Source organism: Streptomyces sp. NPDC051636, from assembly GCF_044453765.1.
Lineage (GTDB): Bacteria > Actinomycetota > Actinomycetes > Streptomycetales > Streptomycetaceae > Streptomyces.
The window spans coordinates 138,767-159,142 of sequence record NZ_JBITDA010000002.1 but is presented as its reverse complement, the minus strand read 5'-3'; the positions used below and the strand labels follow the sequence as shown (position 1 = coordinate 159,142).

At 69.4% G+C, this 20,376-nt stretch carries 18 protein-coding genes; 7 read left to right on the top strand and 11 right to left on the bottom strand.

Going from position 1 to position 20,376, the window contains the following annotated elements:
- Nucleotides 1-33: 33 nt before the first annotated feature.
- The 3 genes from ACIBBH_RS04290 to ACIBBH_RS04280 are packed head-to-tail and all read right to left on the bottom strand — an operon-like array spanning nt 34 to nt 2,152.
- Complete coding sequence (locus ACIBBH_RS04290; protein ID WP_399401770.1) at nt 34-1,452, bottom strand: aldehyde dehydrogenase family protein; 1,419 nt, start codon at nt 1,450-1,452, stop codon at nt 34-36.
- A complete protein-coding gene (locus ACIBBH_RS04285; protein ID WP_399401768.1) occupies nt 1,449-1,913 on the bottom strand; it encodes a MarR family winged helix-turn-helix transcriptional regulator in 465 nt (154 codons plus the stop codon). The genes ACIBBH_RS04290 and ACIBBH_RS04285 overlap by 4 nt, the downstream gene beginning before the upstream one ends.
- Nucleotides 1,914-1,924: 11 nt before the next feature.
- Nucleotides 1,925-2,152, bottom strand: coding sequence for a hexameric tyrosine-coordinated heme protein (locus tag ACIBBH_RS04280; protein ID WP_399401766.1), 228 nt, complete (start codon nt 2,150-2,152; stop codon nt 1,925-1,927).
- Nucleotides 2,153-2,328: 176 nt separating this feature from the next.
- Here ACIBBH_RS04280 and ACIBBH_RS04275 point away from each other — a divergent pair, with 176 nt between their 5' ends.
- The 4 genes from ACIBBH_RS04275 to ACIBBH_RS04260 are packed head-to-tail and all read left to right on the top strand — an operon-like array spanning nt 2,329 to nt 5,544.
- On the top strand, nt 2,329-2,985 hold the full coding sequence (locus ACIBBH_RS04275) for a response regulator transcription factor (RefSeq protein ID WP_399401764.1): 657 nt from the start codon (nt 2,329-2,331) through the stop codon (nt 2,983-2,985).
- Nucleotides 2,982-4,154: a sensor histidine kinase gene (locus ACIBBH_RS04270; RefSeq protein WP_399401762.1), complete on the top strand. Its 1,173-nt coding sequence runs from the start codon at nt 2,982-2,984 to the stop codon at nt 4,152-4,154. The genes ACIBBH_RS04275 and ACIBBH_RS04270 overlap by 4 nt, the downstream gene beginning before the upstream one ends.
- Nucleotides 4,155-4,202: 48 nt before the next feature.
- Entirely contained in the window at nt 4,203-4,937 is a 735-nt protein-coding gene (locus ACIBBH_RS04265; RefSeq protein WP_399401760.1) for a DUF3152 domain-containing protein, read from the top strand.
- A gap of 55 nt (nt 4,938-4,992) precedes the next feature.
- Nucleotides 4,993-5,544 carry a VanZ family protein gene (locus ACIBBH_RS04260; RefSeq protein WP_399401758.1) on the top strand — a complete coding sequence of 184 codons (552 nt, stop codon included), beginning with the start codon at nt 4,993-4,995 and terminating at the stop codon, nt 5,542-5,544.
- Nucleotides 5,545-5,590: 46 nt separating this feature from the next.
- Here ACIBBH_RS04260 and ACIBBH_RS04255 read toward each other — a convergent pair whose 3' ends face one another.
- The 7 genes from ACIBBH_RS04255 to ACIBBH_RS04225 form a co-directional block, all read right to left on the bottom strand.
- On the bottom strand, nt 5,591-5,923 hold the full coding sequence (locus ACIBBH_RS04255) for a putative quinol monooxygenase (RefSeq protein WP_399401756.1): 333 nt from the start codon (nt 5,921-5,923) through the stop codon (nt 5,591-5,593).
- Nucleotides 5,924-6,058: 135 nt separating this feature from the next.
- A complete protein-coding gene (locus ACIBBH_RS04250) occupies nt 6,059-7,138 on the bottom strand; it encodes an ABC transporter ATP-binding protein (protein ID WP_399401754.1) in 1,080 nt (359 codons plus the stop codon).
- Nucleotide 7,139: 1 nt separating this feature from the next.
- The gene (locus ACIBBH_RS04245) at nt 7,140-8,228 is read right to left on the bottom strand and encodes an ABC transporter ATP-binding protein (RefSeq protein WP_399401752.1); all 1,089 of its coding nucleotides are present in this window, start codon (nt 8,226-8,228) and stop codon (nt 7,140-7,142) included.
- The gene (locus ACIBBH_RS04240) at nt 8,225-9,070 is read right to left on the bottom strand and encodes a carbohydrate ABC transporter permease (protein ID WP_399401750.1); all 846 of its coding nucleotides are present in this window, start codon (nt 9,068-9,070) and stop codon (nt 8,225-8,227) included. The genes ACIBBH_RS04245 and ACIBBH_RS04240 overlap by 4 nt, the downstream gene beginning before the upstream one ends.
- Entirely contained in the window at nt 9,067-9,945 is an 879-nt protein-coding gene (locus tag ACIBBH_RS04235; protein ID WP_399401748.1) for a carbohydrate ABC transporter permease, read from the bottom strand. Before ACIBBH_RS04235 ends, ACIBBH_RS04240 begins: the two co-directional genes overlap by 4 nt.
- A gap of 81 nt (nt 9,946-10,026) precedes the next feature.
- On the bottom strand, nt 10,027-11,628 hold the full coding sequence (locus tag ACIBBH_RS04230) for an extracellular solute-binding protein (protein WP_399401746.1): 1,602 nt from the start codon (nt 11,626-11,628) through the stop codon (nt 10,027-10,029).
- A gap of 18 nt (nt 11,629-11,646) precedes the next feature.
- Complete coding sequence (locus ACIBBH_RS04225) at nt 11,647-12,672, bottom strand: NAD(P)-dependent alcohol dehydrogenase (RefSeq protein WP_399401745.1); 1,026 nt, start codon at nt 12,670-12,672, stop codon at nt 11,647-11,649.
- Between the two features lie 183 nt (nt 12,673-12,855).
- Between ACIBBH_RS04225 and ACIBBH_RS04220 the strand changes: the two genes are divergently transcribed.
- Nucleotides 12,856-14,640: a sigma-54-dependent Fis family transcriptional regulator gene (locus ACIBBH_RS04220; protein WP_399401743.1), complete on the top strand. Its 1,785-nt coding sequence runs from the start codon at nt 12,856-12,858 to the stop codon at nt 14,638-14,640.
- Between the two features lie 322 nt (nt 14,641-14,962).
- Nucleotides 14,963-17,377: a SpoIIE family protein phosphatase gene (locus ACIBBH_RS04215; RefSeq protein WP_399401741.1), complete on the top strand. Its 2,415-nt coding sequence runs from the start codon at nt 14,963-14,965 to the stop codon at nt 17,375-17,377.
- Between the two features lie 200 nt (nt 17,378-17,577).
- Here the strand turns inward: ACIBBH_RS04215 and ACIBBH_RS04210 are convergent, their stop codons facing one another.
- Entirely contained in the window at nt 17,578-18,039 is a 462-nt protein-coding gene (locus ACIBBH_RS04210) for an ATP-binding protein (RefSeq protein WP_399402684.1), read from the bottom strand.
- 524 nt (nt 18,040-18,563) lie between these two features.
- Between ACIBBH_RS04210 and ACIBBH_RS04205 the strand changes: the two genes are divergently transcribed.
- Nucleotides 18,564-20,072 (top strand): lysyl oxidase family protein, encoded by a 1,509-nt coding sequence (locus tag ACIBBH_RS04205; protein WP_399401739.1) that lies wholly within the window; start codon nt 18,564-18,566, stop codon nt 20,070-20,072.
- Nucleotides 20,073-20,376 lie beyond the last annotated feature (304 nt).

Sequence of the window (20,376 nt, the reverse complement as noted above, 5' to 3'; positions counted from 1 at the left end):
ATCGGCTGCCCCCGGTCCGCGTCGGATCCGCGTTCAGGCGTGGATGGCCTTGGTCTGCAGAAACTCCTCCAGTCCGTAGCGGCCGAGTTCGCGGCCATTACCGGACTGCTTGCAGCCGCCGAACGGGGCGAGCAGGCCGATCTGGGCGCCGTTGATCTGGATCTGGCCGGCCTGGACCCGGCGGGCGATTGCTGCGGCCCGCTGAGGGTCGGCGGACCAGACGGCCCCGGACAGCCCGTAGATGGAGTCGTTGGCGATGTGTACGGCCTCCTCCTCGTCGGCGTAGGGAAGGACGCAGAGCACCGGGCCGAAGATCTCCTGGCGGGCGATGGACATGTCCGGCCGGACGTCGGCGAAGACGGTCGGCTGCACGTAGTAGCCCGTGTCGAGTCCGGTGGGAGCTTCGGGGCCGCCGGTCACCAGGCGGGCTCCCTCGGACATGCCCTCGGCGATGTAGCTTCGGACGCGCTGCCGCTGCTCGTGGGAGATCAGCGGTCCCATGGTGGTCTGCTCGGACATCGGATCACCCACGACGCAGTTCTCGGCGGCCTTGGCCGCCAGGTCGACGGCATCGTCGTACTCGCCGGTGTGCACCAGAAGACGGGTCCACGCGGTGCAGGTCTGACCCGAGTTGGCGAACGCGCTCGCCACGGTGGCCGTGACCGCCTCGGGGAGATCCGCGTCGGGCAGGACGATGCTGGCGGACTTGCCGCCGAGTTCGGAGACGACCCGCTTGACCGTGCCGGAGGCGAGCTCCGCCACCCGGCGGCCGGTGCGGGTGGAGCCGGTGAAGGAGATGACGTCCACGTCCGGGTGGGTCACCAGGGCCTCGCCGGCGCCGCGTCCCGACCCGGGTACGAGGTTGAACACTCCGCGCGGCAGCCCGGCGTCGATCAGCGCCTCGGCGAGCAGGTACGCCGACAGCGGTGCCGCCTCGGCCGGTTTGAGAACGACGGTGCATCCGGCTGCCAGCGCGGGAACGACCTTCGCAACGGCCTGGAACAGCGGGTAGTTCCACGGGGTGATGGCGCCGACGACCCCGAGAGGCTCCTTGAACACCTGGCTGTCGCCCAGGCGTTCGGCGAAGTCGAACTCCGGCAGCAGCTCCAGGTAGGACGTCACCAGGGCCAGCGGGGCACCCGCCTGGACGGTGCGGGCGAAGGAGATCGGGGCGCCCACCTCGGCGGCGATCGTGAGCGCGAGCTCCTCATGCCGGGCGGCCAGCGCATCCCGTAGCCGGGACAGGTACCCGAGGCGTTCCGCCACGGGGGTGCGTGACCATGTGCCGAACCCACGGCGTGCCGCACGCACGGCCTCGGCCACGTCGCCGGCCGACGCCAGGGGAACGGTGCCCATGACCTCCTGGGTGGCAGGGTTCTCCACCTCCAGAACCGTCTGCTGCCGCGGTGTCCGCCAGCGGCCGTCCACGTAGATGGCCTGATGGTTCCTCACTGTTCCACCTTCGTTTCCGGGACGCCGGCAGGGGCGTCGTCGGTGAGCGTGCGGCGGATCTGCTCGCACATCGCCCGCAACTGCCGTTCTTCCTCTGCCGACAGACCGACCTGGCACAGCATCGTCTCGGGGATGTTGCGGGCCTCGCGCTGCAGCTGCCGCCCCGCTTCGGTGACGGTCAGCGTCAGCCGCCGCTCGTCGTGGGCCGCCCTGACGCGGCTGAGCAGGCCCTTGGCCTCGAGCCTCTTGACCACCGGGGTCAGCGTCGGCGGATCGAGATGCGTGCGCTCGGCGAGGGTGCGCAGATCCACTCCGTCGTCCTCCCACAGCGACATCATCGCGACGTACTGCGTATAGGTGAGGCCCAGGGGATCGAGCAGGGGGCGATACGCGCGTGTGATGGCGTTGACCACGCTGTACAGGGCGAAGCAGGGCTGCTCGGACAGCCGGTGGGCCTCCATGCCGGGCACCATCAGCGCCAGTACCCGTTGGCTGCCGCGATGGTGGCGAACTCGGTGGCGACGACCTGCGCCACGGCGATCAGGCTGTCCGCGTTCTCCGCGTACACCGGGCGCAGGCGCTGGCGTACGTCGCCGTCGGGCTGTGTGGTCTTCACCGACAACCGGGCCAGCTTGACGGCCAGGGCGCGGCCCTCCTCGGGAGTGGCGGTGATCAGGCTGTTTCCAGGCACGAGTTCCATGGACACCTCCGGATGAAGCATTGTTTGCGCGCTAATTATTAGCGCGCTAATCATTGTGGGTCAAGTGTGCGAGTGAACGCGGGCTCCGCTCACGCCGTCTCCTCTGTACGGGTGCGGGCGCTCGCGCGCCGCGGACACCTGGAGCACGACGGCGGCGGACGAGGGGTGAGGACGGCATGCGCATTCTGGTCGTGGAGGACGAGGAGATGCTCGCCGATGCGATCGCGCAGGGCCTGCGGCAGGAGGCGTTCGCGGTGGACGTCGTGCACGACGGAGAGGCGGCCCTGGAACGCCTGGCCGTCAACGCGTACGACGTGATGGTGCTCGACCGTGACCTGCCCAGGCTGCACGGCGACGAGGTGTGCCGGCGCACCGCCGCCTCCGGCACCGATGTGCGGATCCTGATGCTGACGGTGTCGACGACCGTCGCCGAGAAGGTCGCCGGGCTCAGCCTCGGTGCCGACGACTACCTCGCCAAGCCGTTCGCCTTCGCCGAACTGGTCGCCCGCATCCGTGCGCTGGGCCGCCGAGCGCGGCCCGCGCCGCCGCCGGTGCTGGAGCGCTCGGGCATCCGCCTCGATCCCCATCTGCGTGAGACGTACCGCGACGGCCGCCATGTCGCCCTGTCCCGCAAGGAGTTCGCGGTGCTGGAGGAGTTGCTGCGCGCGGCCGGTGCTCCGGTCTCGGCGGAGACGCTGCTGGAGCGCGTCTGGGACGAGAACATCGACCCGTTCACCACGATCGTCCGCGTCACCGTACGAGGGCTGCGCCGCAAACTGGGCGAACCACAGGTCGTGGAGACCGTCACCGGTGTGGGATACCGGGTCCGATGAGCGCACACGGTCCGCGGACGGACCCCGCCGCACGACCCGGGTCCGCCTGGCGCGGGAGTCTGCGGCTGCGCCTGACCGCGGTGTTCGGCCTGCTGTTCTTCGTCGCCGCGGCGGCCGTTCTCGCGGGGGCCGTCATTCTGGTGCGCAACAGCATGCAGTACAGCCTGGACATCGTGTTCTCGCCCGACCACGCGGCCGACAGTGACGCGGGCACCAAGAGCATCATCATGGACTCGATGCGCAGCAATCTGCTGACCAAGGGTGGTCTGACCGTCCTGGTGGTGGGTGTGCTCGCCACGACGGCCGGCTGGCTCGTGTCCGGACGGCTGCTGCGCCCCCTGCACCGGATCACGTCCACCGCCGAGCGCATCGCCGGGCGGACCCTCCACCGGCGCATCGCCCTCGACCTTCCTCCGGGCGAGGTGAAGCGGCTGGCCGACGCCTTCGACCAGATGCTCGACCGGCTCGACAGCGCCTTCGCGGGCCAGGAACGCTTCATCGCCAACGCGGCTCACGAGCTGAAGACTCCGCTGGTCATCAACCGGACCCTGGTCGAGGTGGCCATGAACCGGCGCGACGTGCCGCCCGAGACCCAGCAGCTGGGCGCCCAGCTCCTAGCCGTCAACGCCCGTCACGAGCGCCTCATCGACGCCCTGCTCACGCTCGCCCGGGCCGAGGACGCGCTGACCGACCGCGTTCCGCTGGACCTGGCGGACCTCTGCTCGGCCGTCATCGAGGCGGCCGGGCCGGATGCGGTACGGGAAGAGGTGCGCATGGCACACCGGCTCGCTCCCGCGCCCACCGTCGGCGACCCGATCCTGCTGGAGCAGATGATCCGCAACCTGGTGGAGAACGCGGTGCGCCACAACCGGCACGGCGGTCACCTGGAGGTCTCCACGCGTCACGGCGCCCGGGGATCGCAGGTCGAGGTGACCAACACCGGGGCGGTGATCTCCGCGCATGAGATCCCCGTGCTCTTCGAGCCCTTCCGCCGCCTCACCGACCGGATCGGATCGGCGCGCGGCAGCGGTCTGGGCCTGTCGATCGTACGGGCCGTGGCGCAGGCCCATGGCGGCGATGTGGCCGCCGTGCCGCGCCCCGGGGGAGGGCTGACCGTGTGCGTGACGCTGCCGGCCCGGGAGGGCGGCGCCGGGACGAGGCGGCCGTGAGCGCCGACGCTCACGCCCGGTTCACATCAGGGCCGGTGCAATGGCCTCATGAGGCACCGCCGTTCACCCGAAGAACATCCGTGGCGCACCGCTGTCCTGGCCGTCGCCGTGCTGGGAGCGCTGGTCGCCTGCCTGGGCGTCGTGGCCGGGCATGACCACGGCCGAGGGCAGGGCGCCGCGTCGCCCGGCGGTCGGGGCACCGCCGCACCGACCGGCGAGGTGCCGGGACACGGCGGAGGGAGTTTCACCCGGGCCACCGGCAACTCGGCCGTGTCCGGTGACGGCAAGCCCCTGCGTTACACCGTGGACGTCGAGGACGGCACCGGCCAGGACCCGCAGGCCTTCGCCAGGGAGGTCGACCGCGTCCTGGCGGACCCGCGCGGCTGGACCGCGAGCGGTACCGCGTTCCAACGCGTCGACCGGCCGCCCTACGACTTCGCGGTGCACCTGGCCTCTCCTGCCACGACGGACCGGCTCTGCGCCCGCTTCGGCCTGGACACCGGCGGCGAGGTCAACTGCCAGGGCGGAACCGATGTCGTGGTCAACCTCAAGCGGTGGCTGCTGCTGAGCCCCTTCTACCGGGACCGTCCCGCCACCTATCACGCGCTGATCGTCAACCACGAAGTCGGCCATCGCCTCGGCCGTGGCCACCAGCGGTGTCCCGGCCCCGGCAGTCCGGCTCCCGTGATGATGCAGCAGATCAAGGGACTGCACGGCTGCACGCCCAACGCCTGGCCGTTCGACCGCGCGGGCCGTCCCGTCGAAGGCCCCGCCGCCCCCTGAGCCGTGACACCGGCCCGCACCGGCTCCCACCCCTGTCGCCCCTGAAGGACTCTCTGTGATCGAAGCAGTTCTGCATGCCACCCCTCTGTTCTGGCCCGGGACACTGCTCTCCGTGCTGGCGGCACTGTTGTGCCGTCACCGGCTCGGGCAGTGGCTCGGCGTCGTCCCGTTCACCGCCTTTCTCCTGGTGCTCTCACTCGGCGGCATCGTCACGCTCACCCTGCTTCCGGACCTCGACGCCCACTACCTGGACAACCTTCGCTACGCGGATCCGGTCTGGCAGACAAGCTGGCACGTTCCCCGACCTGCCGAACTGGCCACCGCCAACCAGGAGAGCCTGAACGTCGCGCTGTTCGTCCCACTGGGGGTGGCCGTCGCCCGGATCCGCCCGAGGACACGTGCCGTGCTGACGGCGGCGGCCGCCGCCGCGCTGCCGTTCGGTATCGAGGCCGCTCAGTACGCCGTGCCGTGGCTGCTGCGCGCCGCCGACGCCCAGGACATCGCAAGCAATCTGCTCGGCCTCGCCCTCGGAATGACCGCACTCGCCCTGCCGTGCCCCCCGCTACCGCAGCGGACGGAGCGGGGGGCCGCGGCGGTCGTACCGTGAGCGCACTGCTCGCTGACGCCAGGTGAGGATGCGGCCGGACAGGGAGTTACTCCTGTCCGGGGACCGCCATCTCCCCGAGGAGCGACCAGTCGTCCTGCGGAATGTTCGCGTTCACGATGCGCGGCGTCTCGACCAGATGGGGCGGCAGCGTCTGCTGCGCAGCCTTGAAGTGCGCGGACTGCACGTGCGTGACCCCGGCCTCATCGTCGCGGAAGGCCTCGACCAGGACGTACTCCGTCGGGTCCGCCACGCTGCGCGACCAGTCGAACCACAGGCAGCCGGGCTCGGCGCGCGTGGCCCGCGTGAAGTCAGCGGTGATCTCGGGCCAGCGGTCGGCGTGCTCGGGACGGACCCGGAACTTGGCGGTAATGAAGATCATGGGATTCCTTCGCTGATGTCTGTGCGTCGTCCGCGCCCTGTGTGGCGTGGCGGAGGGGGAGACGGTCGCCCCGGTCGGCGCAGGCGGGGTTCGCCCGGCGGGCCGCCTGAGGGGCGGCCCGCCGGGGTGGACGGGTCACGACTGGAGTACCAACTGACCGTCCGCGTACGGAAGGACCTTGGCGCGCGGCAGGTGCACGAAGACCTCCTCGCCGACCGGAATGCCCTCCTCCCGCGGCGACTTGGCCCTGACGAGTTGCCCGGCGACCTCGACCTCGAGCACACGCTGCGCGCCGTGGTCGCTGACGCCCCGCAGCCGGCCGGGGAAGGTGTTGGGGCCGGGGTCCGTGACGACCTTGACGTATTCGGGCCGGACGCCGACCTGGACGTCGGTCGTGCTCCGGGGGATGTCCCAGGCGACGGACAGCGTCCGGCCGCCCAGCGCGAAGGGCCCGTCGCCCCGGTCCACCGTCAGGAAGTTCATCGCCGGTGAGCCGATGAAGTAGCCGACGTAGGTGGAGGAGGGCGCTTCGAACAGCTGCTCAGGGGTGCCTTGCTGCACGGCGCGGCCGTCCTTCATGACGAGCAGTTCCTGCGCGAAGCTCATCGCCTCGTACTGGTCGTGCGTCACGTAGATCACCGTGGGCCGGAACTGCTCGGTGATCTCTCGGATCCTGCGCCGCAGCGAGAACTTCAGCTGCGGGTCGATGACAGTGAGCGGCTCGTCCATCAGTACGGCCGCCACGTCGTCACGGACCAGGCCGCGGCCGAGTGAGATCAGCTGCTTGTCGTCGGCGGTGAGCCCGCGAGCGGGCTGCGCCAGCCGGTCGTGCAGGTCCAGGGCCTCGGCGACCTGCCGGACCTTGGCGTCGATCCTCGCCTTGTCCCAGCGCCGGCACTGCAGCGGGAAGGCGAGGTTGTCGTAGACCGTCATCGACTTGTAGATGACGGGGAACTGGAAGACCTGGGCGATGTTGCGCGCCTTCGTGGGCAGGGCGGTGACGTCGACGCCGTCGAACAGCACCCGTCCCCGGGATGGTCTGACCAGGCCGGACAGGATGTTCAGCAGCGTCGTCTTGCCGCAGCCCGAGGGGCCGACCAGGGCATAGGTCTTGCCGGACTCGAAGGTCAGGTTCAGCGGCTTGAGAGCCCATCGCTCCTCTTCGGCGCCCGGCGCGTACGCGTGCCCGACGTCGACGATGTCCAACTGCGCCATGTCAACGCCCTTCCACTGAAGCGAGATCGTACGAAGGTGTCCGCACGAGCGTTCCCCGCTCGTCGAAGGCGAACAGCCGGTCGGGACGGAGCCGCAGCTTGACCAGGTCGCCGAGGGCGACGTCGTGGATGCCCTCGATCTGTACGACGAAGGGGGTCTCGCCGACGACCACGTGGACGAAGGTCTCGGAGCCGGAGATTTCCACGAAGGTGACCTCGCCCTCGACCCCGCTGGAGGCCAGACTGACGTCGGTGGCGCGCAGGCCGAACTGGTAGGCACCGTCGGGCAGGTCGGCCAGGTGTGCGGAGACGTGCGTGGCCTGGAAGCCGGCCACCGTGACCTGGCCGCCCTCGAGCCGGCCCGGGAAGATGTTCATGGGCGGGTCGTTGATGATGGACGCCACCGTGGTGGTCGCCGGGCGTTCGAAGACCTCCTGGGGAGTGCCGGTCTGGACGATCTTCCCCTCGTGCATCACCAGGACCACGTCCCCGAGCATCATCGCCTCGGCGGGTTCGGTGGTCGTGTAGATGACGATCGTGTCGCCCTGGTCCGAGAAAAGGGCCTTGAACTCGTCGCGCAGCTGTTCGCGCAACTTGTAGTCCAGGTTCGCCAGTGGCTCGTCGAGCAGGAGGATGCCGGTACCGCGGGCCAGGGCGCGGGCCATCGCGACGCGCTGCTGCTGGCCGCCGGAGAGCTGGGAGGGCTTGCGCTTCTCGAAGTCCGCGAGCCCCACGCTCGCCAGGCTGTGCCGGACCCGTCGCCGGATCTCGTCCCGTGGCAGCCCGGCCCGCTTCAGCGGGAAGGCCACGTTGTCGAACACATTGAGATGCGGGTAGTTGATGAACTGCTGGTAGACCATGGCGGTGTCGCGCCGCCACACCGGCGTCTTCAGGAAGTCGGCTCCCGCCCGGGTCAGGGAGCCGGAGTCCACCTTCTGCAGGCCGGCCAGGGCCCGCAGCAGCGTCGTCTTACCGGCCATCGTCCGGCCGATGACGGTGTGGAGCCGTCCCGGCTGGAAGGTGGCGGTCACGTTCTTGAGGTGGTCGACGCCGTCGACGGTCAGGCACAGATCAGTGGCGCTGAGGTTCATCGGACCGCTCCCGACAGGTTCCCCTTGGACAGTAGGCGCTCCACCCAGAGGGCGAGCAGGATCAGTGGTGCCACGCCGAAGAGCGCGGCGGCGGACAGCGTCCACCACGGTGGAATGGAGGAGTTGAGGGCGACGACCGCCTGGGGCAGGGTCTGGACCTCGGTGAAGGTCAGCCGGAAGGCGAAGAAGAAGTCGTTCCAGCCGAACACGGCGCAGAACATCGCCGCCACGGTCAGCCCGGGCAGGGAGTTCGGCAGGATCGCCCGGACGAATGTCTGGAACGGGGGGCAGCCGTCCAGCATCGCCATCTCGTCGATCTCCCGGGGGATGCCGTTGAAGAAGTCCACCATCACCCAGACCGCGATCGGCAGCAGCAGCGCGACCGTCACGATGACCAGTCCCGGGATGGTGTCCAGGAGGCCACCCCACTGCAGGAGGTAGAAGAAGGGGATCACCAGGACGACGGGCGGCATGATCCGTTGGGAGACGAAGAAGAAGACGATGTCGCTGTTCTTGATGAAGCCCAGCTTGAACCGGTACCGGGACAGCGCGTAGGCGGCCAGGGACCCCAGGGCCAGGCTGATGGCGGACGCGGCAATGGTGATGATCGCGCTGTTGACGAAGGGATCGATCACATCGATACCGCCGGCTCCGCCGAAGATGTTGCGCCAGCCGGTGAGAGTGGGCTTGTACTGCACCCAGGGGATGTAGGTGGGGCCGCCCTGGACGGCGTTGGCGTTCTTGAAGCTGGTCGTCATCGCCCAGAAGAACGGTCCCGCGACGAAGCAGGCCCACAGGGCGATCACGGTGTACTTGAATACGGGATAAAGGCGCGACCTCATGAGTCCCCCTTCAGCTTGAAGGCCCTGGTGAGCAGGGCGGCGACGACCGTGAGCGTGACGATCATCAGGACGAGGTAGGTCAGGGACATCGCCCCGCTGTATCCGGTCTGCTGATCGCGGAGCCCCTGGATGTACAGGTAGTAACCCGGGGTCTCCGTGGAGGACCCGGGCCCGCCGGACGTCAGTACGTAGACGCTGTCGGAGAGCTTGGACGCCTCGATCAGCCGGATGACGACCGCCGCGACCGAGACCGGTGCCATCAGCGGGAAGGTCACCTTCCAGAAGGTGCGCCAGGTGCCGGCGCCGTCGATCGCGGCGGCCATGAACGGTTCCTTGGGAAGGCTCAGCAGGCCGGCCAGCAGCAGCAGGAACATGAAGGGGGTCCACTGCCAGACCTCGACGGTCATCAGCGCGGCGAGCGCCGGCCCGGACTCGGTGAGCCAGGGAATCCGGGTCAGGCCCAGCATCCCCAGCAGATCGTTCGCCGGCCCCAGCGACTCATGGAAGATCGTCTGCCAGATGGCGGCCATCACCACGGGCGTGGTCATCATGGGGACGAGGAAGAGCACCCGCCAGAATCTGCGGCCGCGTACGTTGCGCCAGACCAGCAGGGCCATACCGAACCCGATGACGTACTGGATCAGGACCGTGCCGCCCGCCAGCAGGGCCAGCCGGGTGATGGAGGCCCAGAACCGGCTGTCGTGCAGCATCGCGGTGTAGTTGGCGCCTCCGATGAAGTCCATCCGGGGGTCGCTGACGTTCCAGCCGGAGAAGCTGACGCGGATGGTGAACAGAAGCGGGAAAATGATGATCAGAAAGAGCGTGAGCAGTCCCGGCAGCAGGAACATGCTCTTGTGCCGGCGCAGGCCGTCCATGGTTCTCCTCGCGGATGTGGGCGGGCGCCCCCGGGTGGCCGGCCGGTGCGGTCCGGCCACCCGGGGCGTCCTGCGGTCGGATCAGGAGTTGTCCTCGAGCGCGACCACATGGCGGTATGCGCTCTGGACCTTGTCCTTGCCGATCTGGTCGGTGATCTTGGACCATTCCCGGGCCACGCCGTCCAGTGCCTGCTGCGGCGACTCCTGGCCGGCCACGGCCGACGCGATGCCGTTGGCCAGGGCGGACATGTACTGGTTGACACCGGGAACGCGCAGGTCGAACACGCGGTTGCGGCTCTTCTCCATGCCGGAGAGCGTCAGTACGTACGACTCGGCGACGTCCTTTGCCCAGCCCTGCTCCTCCCAGAACGCCGGGTCGAAGTGGGAGTAGCGGTACGGGTTGACACCGAATCGGCCGATGGTCAGGTCGAGGGCGGTGTTGGCCTCGTTGCTGAAGAAGCACAGGTAGTCGAAGGCCATCTGCTGGTGGCGTGAGGCCTTGGCCACCGCCGAGGTCCATCCCCAGGTGAAGTAGGGCGCCTGGTTCGCCTTCTTGTCCCACGACTTCGTGGTGCGGTTGTAGACCTCGGAGGAACCCGGCAGCGGCGCCGCCTGCACCTTGTTACGGATCCTGCTGTCCGGCTGCTGGGCCTGGATGAAGGCGTCGTCCCACGAGTACGACATCAGCGTCTGCCCGCCTCCGAAGGAGAAGATCTCGTCTCCCAGGCCGAAGTTGGCGCCGCCGGGTGCCCAGGTGGACTTGGCCCTCACCATGTCCTCCAGGGCACGGACGAAGCCGGGCGTGTTGATCAGCGGCTTCATGGTCTTGACGTCGAAGAAGACACCGCCCTTGACGGCCGGGTTCTTCACGTACGGAGCCGCCCGGCTGATGAACGCGGAGAACGTCAGGTCGTCGCGCTTGGTCACCTCGGCGCTGCCGTAGTTGCGCTTGCCGTCACCGTCGAGGTCCTTGCCGCTGAAGAACCCGGCCACCTGCTGGTACTCGTCCCACGTCTTGGGGACTTGCAGGTTCTTGCCCGTGGCCTGCTTGTACGCCGCCTTCCACTTCGGGTCCTTCAGCACATCGGTGCGGACCTTGAGGTAGTGCCGGTCACCGTCCACCGGGTACTGCACGACCTTCCCGTTCCAGGTCGCCACGTCCATGTAGGCCTTGGTGACGTCCTTCATACCGGGGGTGTCGAGGTACTCCTGCGGCACCGGTTCCAGGTACGGGGCCATGTCACCGATCCACAGGGACGGGTAGAACATGACGTCGTACGCCGGCTGGCCCGCCTGGAGAGGCGTGAGGATCTTCTGGTGCAGCTCGCCGAAGGGGACATTGACCACCTCGACCTTCCCGCCCGTGATCTCCTCGAACTGCTTGGCGTGCAGCTGGGTCGGCTCGCCGATGACGGGAACGGCATGGCTGATGATCTTCAGGGTCTGGCCGGAGTAGTCCTTGCGGCTGATCGAGTCGTAGCTGCAGGGTCCGGGGACGTCCTTGACCTTCGTGGCCGGGTAGTCCTTGCCGTACTTCTGGTAGCTGATCTCCGAGCCGGGCTTGAAGAGCCCGGCCTTTTCCTTGGGCTTCTGCTGTGTCTGGTCCTGGGCGGTGCACGCGGTGGCGGTCAAGGCCGCGACGGCCGCGACGGCGACCAGGCCCGAGTACGGTCTGCTGCGCATGGGGCTTCTCCTGCGGTGTCAGGGGATCAAGATCGCTCGGCCGCGTACGGCGCCGGCGTCCAGGTCGTCGAGGGCTTGCTGGAAGGAAGCCAGGGGGTACCGCTGGGTGTGCAGGGTGACCTTGCCGCGGGCCGCCAGGACCATCAGCTCGGAGAGGTCGTTGTAGGACCCCACGAGGTTGCCGATGAAGTTGATCTCCGTGGAGATGACGTCGATCGTCGGCACGTTCAGGTGGCCGCCGTAGCCGATGACGTAGTAGTTGCCGTTGCGGCGCAGGCAGGCCACGCCCGTCTCGACGGCGCCCCCCTCGCCGACGAAGTCCAGGACGGCCTCCGCCCCGTGCCCCGCGGTGAGGTCCCGCACGCGGTCGGCCTCGCTGCCGTCCGCGACGAGCGTGTGGTCGGCGCCCAGTTCCTTGGCCAGCGCGAGGGCCTCGGGGCTGCGGTCGATGACGATCATCTCGACCGGCGACAGGGCACGCAGCACCTGGATGCCGATGTGTCCGAGTCCGCCGGCACCGATGACCACGGCCTTGTCACCGGGCCGCAGCACCCGGGCCGCCTTGGCGACGGCGTGGTACGCCGTGAGCCCGGCGTCGGCCAGGGCCGCCACCGAGGCCGGCTCCAGGGACGGGGCGAGGGGCACGACCGAGCGGGCGTTGGTCTTCAGGTACTCGGCGTAGCCCCCGTCGGTGTCGATGCCGGGGAAGGCCGAGTTCATGCAGTGCACGTCGTCGCCGTCCCGGCAGGCGCGGCACAGACCGCAGGTCACCAGCGGGTGCAGGATGACCGGGTCACCGACCTTGACGTGGGTGACGGCCTGCCCGACCTCCGCGACCCAGCCGGCGTTCTCGTGACCGATCGTGTACGGAAGGGCGACCCCGCTCTTGTCCTTCCACTGTCCTTCGAGGATGTGCAGATCGGTCCGGCAGACGCCGGCGCCCCCGATCTTCACGATCACATCCAGCGGACCGGTGATCTGCGGGTCCGGTACGTCCACGAGCACGGGCGGCTCGTCGTACTCGATGACCTGCACGGCTTTCATGGCGGCTCCCTGCGAGTCGGCGGGTGGGTGGTGCGCCGATTACACAGGCCGCCGATCGCAGGTCGATGTCTCAGAAACCGTCCGCGAATGTCTCAATGTGATACACGCCGTAGGCGCGACGCCGCCGAACTGTTCCAATTCACTGCACCGAGGAATGTGACGCGCGCCGCACGGGAGTGTTAAATGCCCCGACACCAACCCGGAAGCTCACTGAAAGCAGCCAGAGAGCTCTATCTGGAAGTCACCAACGATCCGAGCGCCCGGCCGCTCGTGGTCGCCTCCTGGCAACGCTCGATCGAGTACCAGGTGAAGTCGGACAGCCTTGACGCTCCGTACCTGGACAACCCCAATCTGGACAGCCCCCTGGCCAGGGCGGCGCTGCCCATCCTGGACACGCTGCACGAGCAGCTCGCCGACGACCCGGTGTCCACCATGATCACAGACCGGAACGGTGTCGTGCTGTCCCGGAAGGTGTCCCACGACGGTCTGACGACGCACCTCAACCGCGTGCGTCTGGCCCCCGGCCATGTGTTCTCCGAGCGCTACGTGGGCACCAACGGCATCGGGACCGCGCTGGCCAGCGGCCGCCCGGTCATGATCGCCGGAAGGCAGCACTACGTCGAAGAGCTGCGGGACTTCCGCTGCGCGGCCGTACCGATCCTGCATCCCACCCGGCGCACCCTGCTGGGAGCGTTCAACCTCACCACCATCCGTCAGGGCTCCGACGGCATGCTGATGGCCTTCGCCCGCTCGGTCGCCGCCCAGATCGAGGCCGAGATCGCGGCGATCACCTCGCGGCGCGAGCGGGCTCTCTTCCAGGACTACATGGAGGCGTGCTCCTCGGCACGCCCGGGACCCGTGCTGGCCCTCAACCGCGATGTCGTCATGATGAACGAGCAGCTCAGTGCCGCCGTGACCGGGCCGGATCACTATGCGCTGCTCGACCACGCCCGTGAGATCGCCGGCCATTCCCGGCTGGAGGGGACCCGCAGCATCGCCCTGCCCTCGGGACGGGTCGCCGAACTCAGGGTCAGTCGCTGCCGGCGCGAGGACAGCGACGCGGGCGCCGTCTTCCGGGTCCGGCTGATCGGAAGGCCCCAGTCCCCGTCGGCGGTTTCCGCCACGCCGGTCCGCTCCGACCTGGGACTGGTGGGCTCGTCCCCGCACTGGCTGCGCGCGGTCGCCGACAGTGAAACAGCGTTCGCCGCCCGGACATGGCTTCATCTCCTGGGCGAAGCAGGCGTCGGCAAGCGAACGCTGGTCGAGGCCCTGCACCGGGCCCACGGCGCCGGGCGTCGGCTGGAGATGGCGGAAGCGCCGCTGTCGGATGCACCGGCCGTCACCGAGCGCTGGCTGCACGACATCGAAGAGCTGCTTGTCGTGCCGTGCAACGTGCTCGTCCTGAGCGATGTCCACCTGCTGGGCGACCAGCTGCGGCAGCGGCTGACGAACCTGCTGGTGCGGCTGGACGACAGCGCGACCGGGCAACTGGTCATGACCAGCCAGCCGTCGATGGTCAGCGCCGACGACGAGCTCGGCCGGCTCTGCGGCGCCTCGGTGGAGGTGCCTCCCCTGCGTCATCGCTACGGGGACATCGAGCACCTCGCGCGGTTCTTCCTGCGCAAGTACCGGCCGAGCGGCGAGAGCAGGTTCTCCCAGGATGCCCTGGGCCTGCTGCAGCGATGCCCCTGGCCGGAGAACGTCCGGCAGCTGGAGTCGGTGATCCGGGGCCTGGCGCGGCGGCCTTCGGGCCGGATGATCCACGCGGAGGACCTGCCGCCGGAATGCCGGGTGTCGTCGAACAAGGTCCTCACCACCATCGAGGCGCTGGAACGCGACGCCATCCTGCGCGGATTGATGGACCGCAACTCCAACGTCCAGCGGACCGCGCAGGACCTCGGGATCTCCCGCGCCACGATGTATCGCAAGATGCGCCGCTACGGGATCGTCCCGTCGAGCCTGACGTGACGGGCCGTTCCGGGCACGCAGGCCGTGGCGTGCGGCGCCTGCTCGGCGTCGCCGCTGAGCTCCTGTGGCGTGGACGGCAGGGCGGATCCATCGTGGGACCGTGCGGGTGATGGCCGCCACGCCGTGACACCAGGCCCGGCGGGCTGCCGGTCCTGACCGAGTTCAATACGTCACATGGCATCAGCCTGGTTCCCGCCTCAGGCGGTGGAGCAGGGAGCGACCCGCCCGGGTCTGCGTCACGCCGGTCGCCGGCCGCGTACGAAGAACCAGGGCGGAGAACATCGGTATCCGATACGAGGTGGTGTCCGGGGTGGAGAAGCGGATGACGGTGCTCAGCGAGAGCGGGGACGATCCGTTCGCTCTGCACCACGCCGCCTCGGCGGTGCTCGACGACCGGGGAACCGTGGTCGGCTGGAGCCTGCGGGCCCAGGAGCTGCTCGGCCACCCGGAGTCCGCGGTGATCGGCCGTCGGGCCTTCGACGTCCTGATCGATCCCGGCGACCGGTCGGCCGCCGAGGACGCCGCGGCGACGTGCAGGAGAGACGGAGGCTGGTTCGGCGTACTGGCGGTGCGGCATCGCAGCGGGCGGCTCGTGGAGATGGGTTTCCGGGCACGAGCGCTGCTGCGCGGTGGCCGTGTCCGGGAGTGGTTCCTCGTCGGGGCACCCGCGGCGGAGGTCCTCGAGTGGCAGAGGGACCGCGCGGTCCTCGACGGGTTGTTCCGCCGGTGTCCGATCGGGCTGGCCGTCCACAGCCCCGAGATGACGATTCTGCGGGTCAACAGGGCGATCGAACGGTTCACCGGAATCCCGGCCGCCGCCTTTCGGGGAATGCCCACGGGCGCCCTGCTGGTCGCCGAGGACGCGCGGCAATCCGTGGACCGGGTCCGCCAGGTGCTGGAGACCGGACGATCGCTGTACTCCACCGAGCAGTACGCCCGCCTGGAGCGGGACCCGACACGAGTGCGGGCCGCGTCCGTCTCGGCCTTCCGCCTGGAAGATCCCGCCGGCCGGGTCCTGGGGGTGGCCGAGACGGTCGAGGACGTCACCGAACGCCATCGGGCGCGACTTCGCCTGGCGCTCCTCGACCAGGCCGGCGCCCGCATCGGATCGACGCTCGACGTGCGGCAGACCGCCTGGGAACTCGCGGACGTGATGGTCCCCCACCTGGCCGACCACGTATCGGTGGACCTGTCGCAGTCGGTGACGCGCGGCGAGGAGCCGGCGCAGGCACTGGCGGGGCCCGTCGAACGGGTCGCGGTCCGCGGCGTCGTGGCCGAGCAGCCCGACCTGGCGCACCCGGAAGGGGAACCGGTGCGGTTCGCGCCCGGCACCCCACAGGCCGGCTGCCTGGCCGACGGGCGTCCCCGCCTCGAACCGGTCCTTTCACCCGACTGGTTCCTGGCGGAACCGCGCCAGGGCGAGCACGCACCGGACCTCTCGGCCCATTCCCTGATCGTGGTGCCACTGGCCGCGCGCGGCATGGTGCTGGGCGTGATGAGCCTGTGGCGATCGCGGGACCCCGAACCGTTCGAGGCCGACGATCTCACCCTGGCCCAGGAACTCGCCTCGCGCGCCGCCGTCAGCATCGACAACGCCCGACGCTTCACCCAACAGCAGCAGACCGCGTCCACCCTGCAGCGCACCCTGCTGCCGAGGACCGTCCCGCACCAGTCGGCCCTCGAAGTAGCGCCTCGCTACCTCCCGGCCAGTACGGCCCCAGGTCCCGGCGGTGACTGGTTCGACGTCATCCCGTTGTCCGGGGCCAGGGTCGCACTCGTCGTCGGCGACGCCGTGGGCCACGGACTGCACGCCGCTGCCACGATGGGCCGGCTGCGTACCGCCGTGCACACCCTCGCCACCCTCGACCTGGAACCGGACGAGGTCCTCTCCCGGCTGGACGACCTGGTCAGCCTCCTCGCCGCCGAACAGGAGACAGCCGGCGAACGACCCGCGGGCGAGCAGATCGTCGGTGCCACCTGCCTGTACGCCGTCTACGACCCCGTCTCCCGGCAATGCTCCGCGGCGCGTGCCGGCCACCCCCTACCGGTCGTGACCACACCGGACGGACAGGCAGGCCTGCTCGACCTGCCCCCCGGCCCACCGCTCGGCCTGGGCGGTCTGCCGTTCGAAACCCGGGAGATCGAACTGGCCGAGGGCAGCCTGCTCACGCTCTACACCAACGGACTCATCGGCGAACGCCACATGGATGTCGACACGGGCCTGCAACGGCTGCGCAGCGCGCTCACGCACCCGGCGGACCCCTTGGAGAAGACGTGCCAGGCGGTTGTCGACTCCCTCGTGTCCGCACAGCCCGCTGACGACATCGCCCTGCTCGTCGCACGCACCCGGGTACTGCCACCGGAGAACGTCGCCTCCTGGCAACTGCCGCTGCAGCCGACCGCCGCCGCCCAGGCCAGGACCCTCGCCACGGCCCAACTCACCGAATGGGGACTGGAACACCTGGCGTTCACCACCGAACTGATCGCCAGTGAACTGGTCACCAACGCCTACCGCTACGCCAGCGGCCCCGTGACCCTGCGACTCATCCGTGAACGATGTCTCGTCTGCGAGGTCGCCGACGCCAGCCACACCTCACCACACCTGCGTCGCGCCCGCACCACCGACGAGGGCGGCCGCGGCCTGTTCCTGGTGGCCCAGCTGACCGAGCGCTGGGGCACCCGCTACACCCGCGAGGGCAAGACCGTCTGGACCGAACAGTCGCTGCTCGGGCTGTGAATCAGGACCATGGTGCGGCGGGAGCCGGCGAACTCCTCGGGCAGGTCGCCGCTCCGCCGCACCGGCCGGCAGCACCGCCCGCCTCTACGCACCGCCCGCCTCTGCGCACCCGGGTGCAACCCGAGCCAGCCGGGCGTCGGGTCACCCTTGACCTCGCCGGAGTACAGGGCGAAGGTACGACGGGCGGCCTGAGCGCCCACTCACATCAGCCGGCCCGCCGGGTGGCCGCAGGGATCATCGGCCAGCACGATGGTGGCACTGACGCGCTTGCCCACCGGCTCACGTCGGATCTCGAAGCTGCGGCACACGGCCATCACGATCTCAAGACCGTGCTTGCCGATCCGGCCCGGATCGGCGGCCTGGGGCACCGGCAGGGCCGGGTCGCTGTCCCACACGCTGATGTCCACGGCGCCGTCGCCGATCTCGAGGTCGAGCAGGCACGGACCTGGCGCGTATTTGTGCGCGTTGGTCACCAGCTCGCTGACCACCAGCTCCACCATGCCCATCGCACGGTCCGACACCGGGATCCCGTGAACGGCCTGCACCTCGGTCATGAAACGGCGGGCAGCATGCCGGGCCTCAGCGATCGGCTCGCCCCCGTCGAGGGCCACGGCGGACAGTAGGGGACGGCTGACCAGCGGCTGTTCCTCGTTTTCGTGCACCACTGACCCACACCGCCACCCTCGTCCTGAGCAACACGGCCAACGGCATCCGCATACCCGCGAGACGCAACCGCAAGCAACCTTCCCCTCGCGATTGCAGGGCGGCACCGGGCCAACGCCCACGCCGGCCACCCGCACCTGCCCGGCCCCCGTCGGCAGGCGCCCCCGCAGGAACCACCACGGCCCGGTCCGCCGTGACGTGAGCCGGGCCGCGGTGGGGAAGTGTCTGAGTCGAAGGCCGCACTGCCCCGCATCGCGTACATGCCGAGGACACGGCCGGTGAAGCCGCCGGCGACCTCGGTGGTCGGGCAGCGGCCGTCGAGTTCGGCGAGGATCTCGAAGGCGCCGCTGTCCGTCGAGGCGACATGCAGGGCCTCGCACGATATGACCGCGATTCCGGCGACTTCGTCCCGGCAGGCAACCCCGATCGGTTTTTCTCCCTGTTCACAGATGAAGCACAGCATCCATCCGTGGCGAGCGCGTGATGGCGCACTGCTTCGTATCGACGCAGAGTGAGGAAACCGATGACCAGACATCAGCCCAGTGCCTTAACGCGCTCGGCGCTCATCGCCACCGCGGCCTTGGCCGTCGGCGCCGCCGGGGCCGTAACGGCGCCCGTTGCGACCGCGGCCACCCAGCCGGGGACGCCGAAACTCAATCTCATCGCCGCCACCTCCGCGGTGACCGTGGACCGCTGGGAGGGGGAATCCGGCGTCTACCTCGACCTCGGCACCTATGTCACGGTCGACGGCGGGCCGCTCGAATTCCGCGTGAAACGCAAGTCGTACAACGATCCCGTCATCGCCTCGCAGATCATTCACTCCGGTGGCAGGACCGTGAGCAAGTCCCTGCCCAAGGGCCTGGTGAAGGACTTCTCCGGATTGCCGGGCTTCCTCCGGATCAGTGTCAGCGATCAGTCGGGCAAGAAGGTCGCCGAGACCAAGCAGACGTTCTGCCCGAACAACAGGGCGGGCCGGATCCGCCCGGACGCTCCCGGCACCTCGAAGTACCCCGAGAGCTGCTCCGACAACCCGTTCACGCTCGGCGGGGTCTGGGGCGTCGAGAAGGGCTGGGCAGCGGCCGCTTCGCCGGGCTTCGCCTCGAACGAGGCCCTCGACCTGCAGCCCGGTGTGTACACGGCCAAGGTCTCGGTGGCGAAGAAGTACCGCGACCTGTTCGGGATGTCGGCCAAGTCACAGTCGGTCAAGGTGACGGTCCGGCAGGGTTCCGACGAAGGTGAGGGCGTAGCCGCCGGCCGGCACTCGACGGGGGCTGCGGGGATGAGCCTGAAGCCGGCCGCACAGCGCCCGACCGGCTCGGCGGCCGTGCCCGCGGGCGCGCCGAAGCCCGACCTGCGCGCCCTCCCGGCGTACGGGATCGACATCAGCGACGGCGAGGACGGTGACGCGCCCGGCAAGGACTACCTGGCCTTCAGCGCGACCGTCTGGAACGGAGGCCCCTCGCCGCTGGTCGTCGACGGCTTCCGCAGCCCGGGCAAGAAGAAGATGGACGCGTACCAGTACTTCTACGACGCCAACGGCAAGCAGGTCGGGTACACACCCACGGGCACCATGGAGTGGGACCCCCGGGAAGGCCACCAGCACTGGCACTTCAGCGACTTCGCCAGCTACCGACTGCTCGGCGCGGACAAGAAGGAGATCGTCCGCAGCGGCAAGGAGGCCTTCTGCCTGGCCAACACCGACGCGATCGACTACACGGTGAAGAACGCCAACTGGCACCCGAACAACACCGACCTGTCCACCGCCTGCGGTGAGGAGACGTCCGTGTCGGTCCGCGAGGTGCTCGACGTGGGCAACGGCGACACCTACAGCCAGTCCCGGCCCGGCCAGTCCTTCGACGTCACGAACCTGCCGAACGGCACCTACTACATCCAGGTCATCGCCAACCCCGACAACCGGCTCAAGGAGCAGAGCACGACCAACAACGTCACCTACCGCAAGGTCGTCCTGGGCGGCACACCGGGCGCCCGTACGGTGACCGTGCCGAAGTACGGCCGCGTCGACGCCCCCTGACGCCCGCCGGGCGGAGCCTACGGGGCTCCGCCCGCTTCACCGGTCCGGTGTCCCGGGAACTCGGGACGGCGGCCCGATCGGCATCGGCGAGCTGTCAGCCGCGGGAGCGCAGCTTGCCCAGGAGCCGCCGGGCCTGGGCCCGGCGCCGAGGGTCGGCTGCGGCTCGGCGTACCTGCTCGACCGTACGACGCCCCTGGGGACTCCTGCTGAACTCTTTGATGCGATTCATCAGGCCCGGCATTACCGCTCCTTCCACGAAACCAGCGTTTACTCCTGCTTGAATCCCGGTTACCCCGTCAGAGGG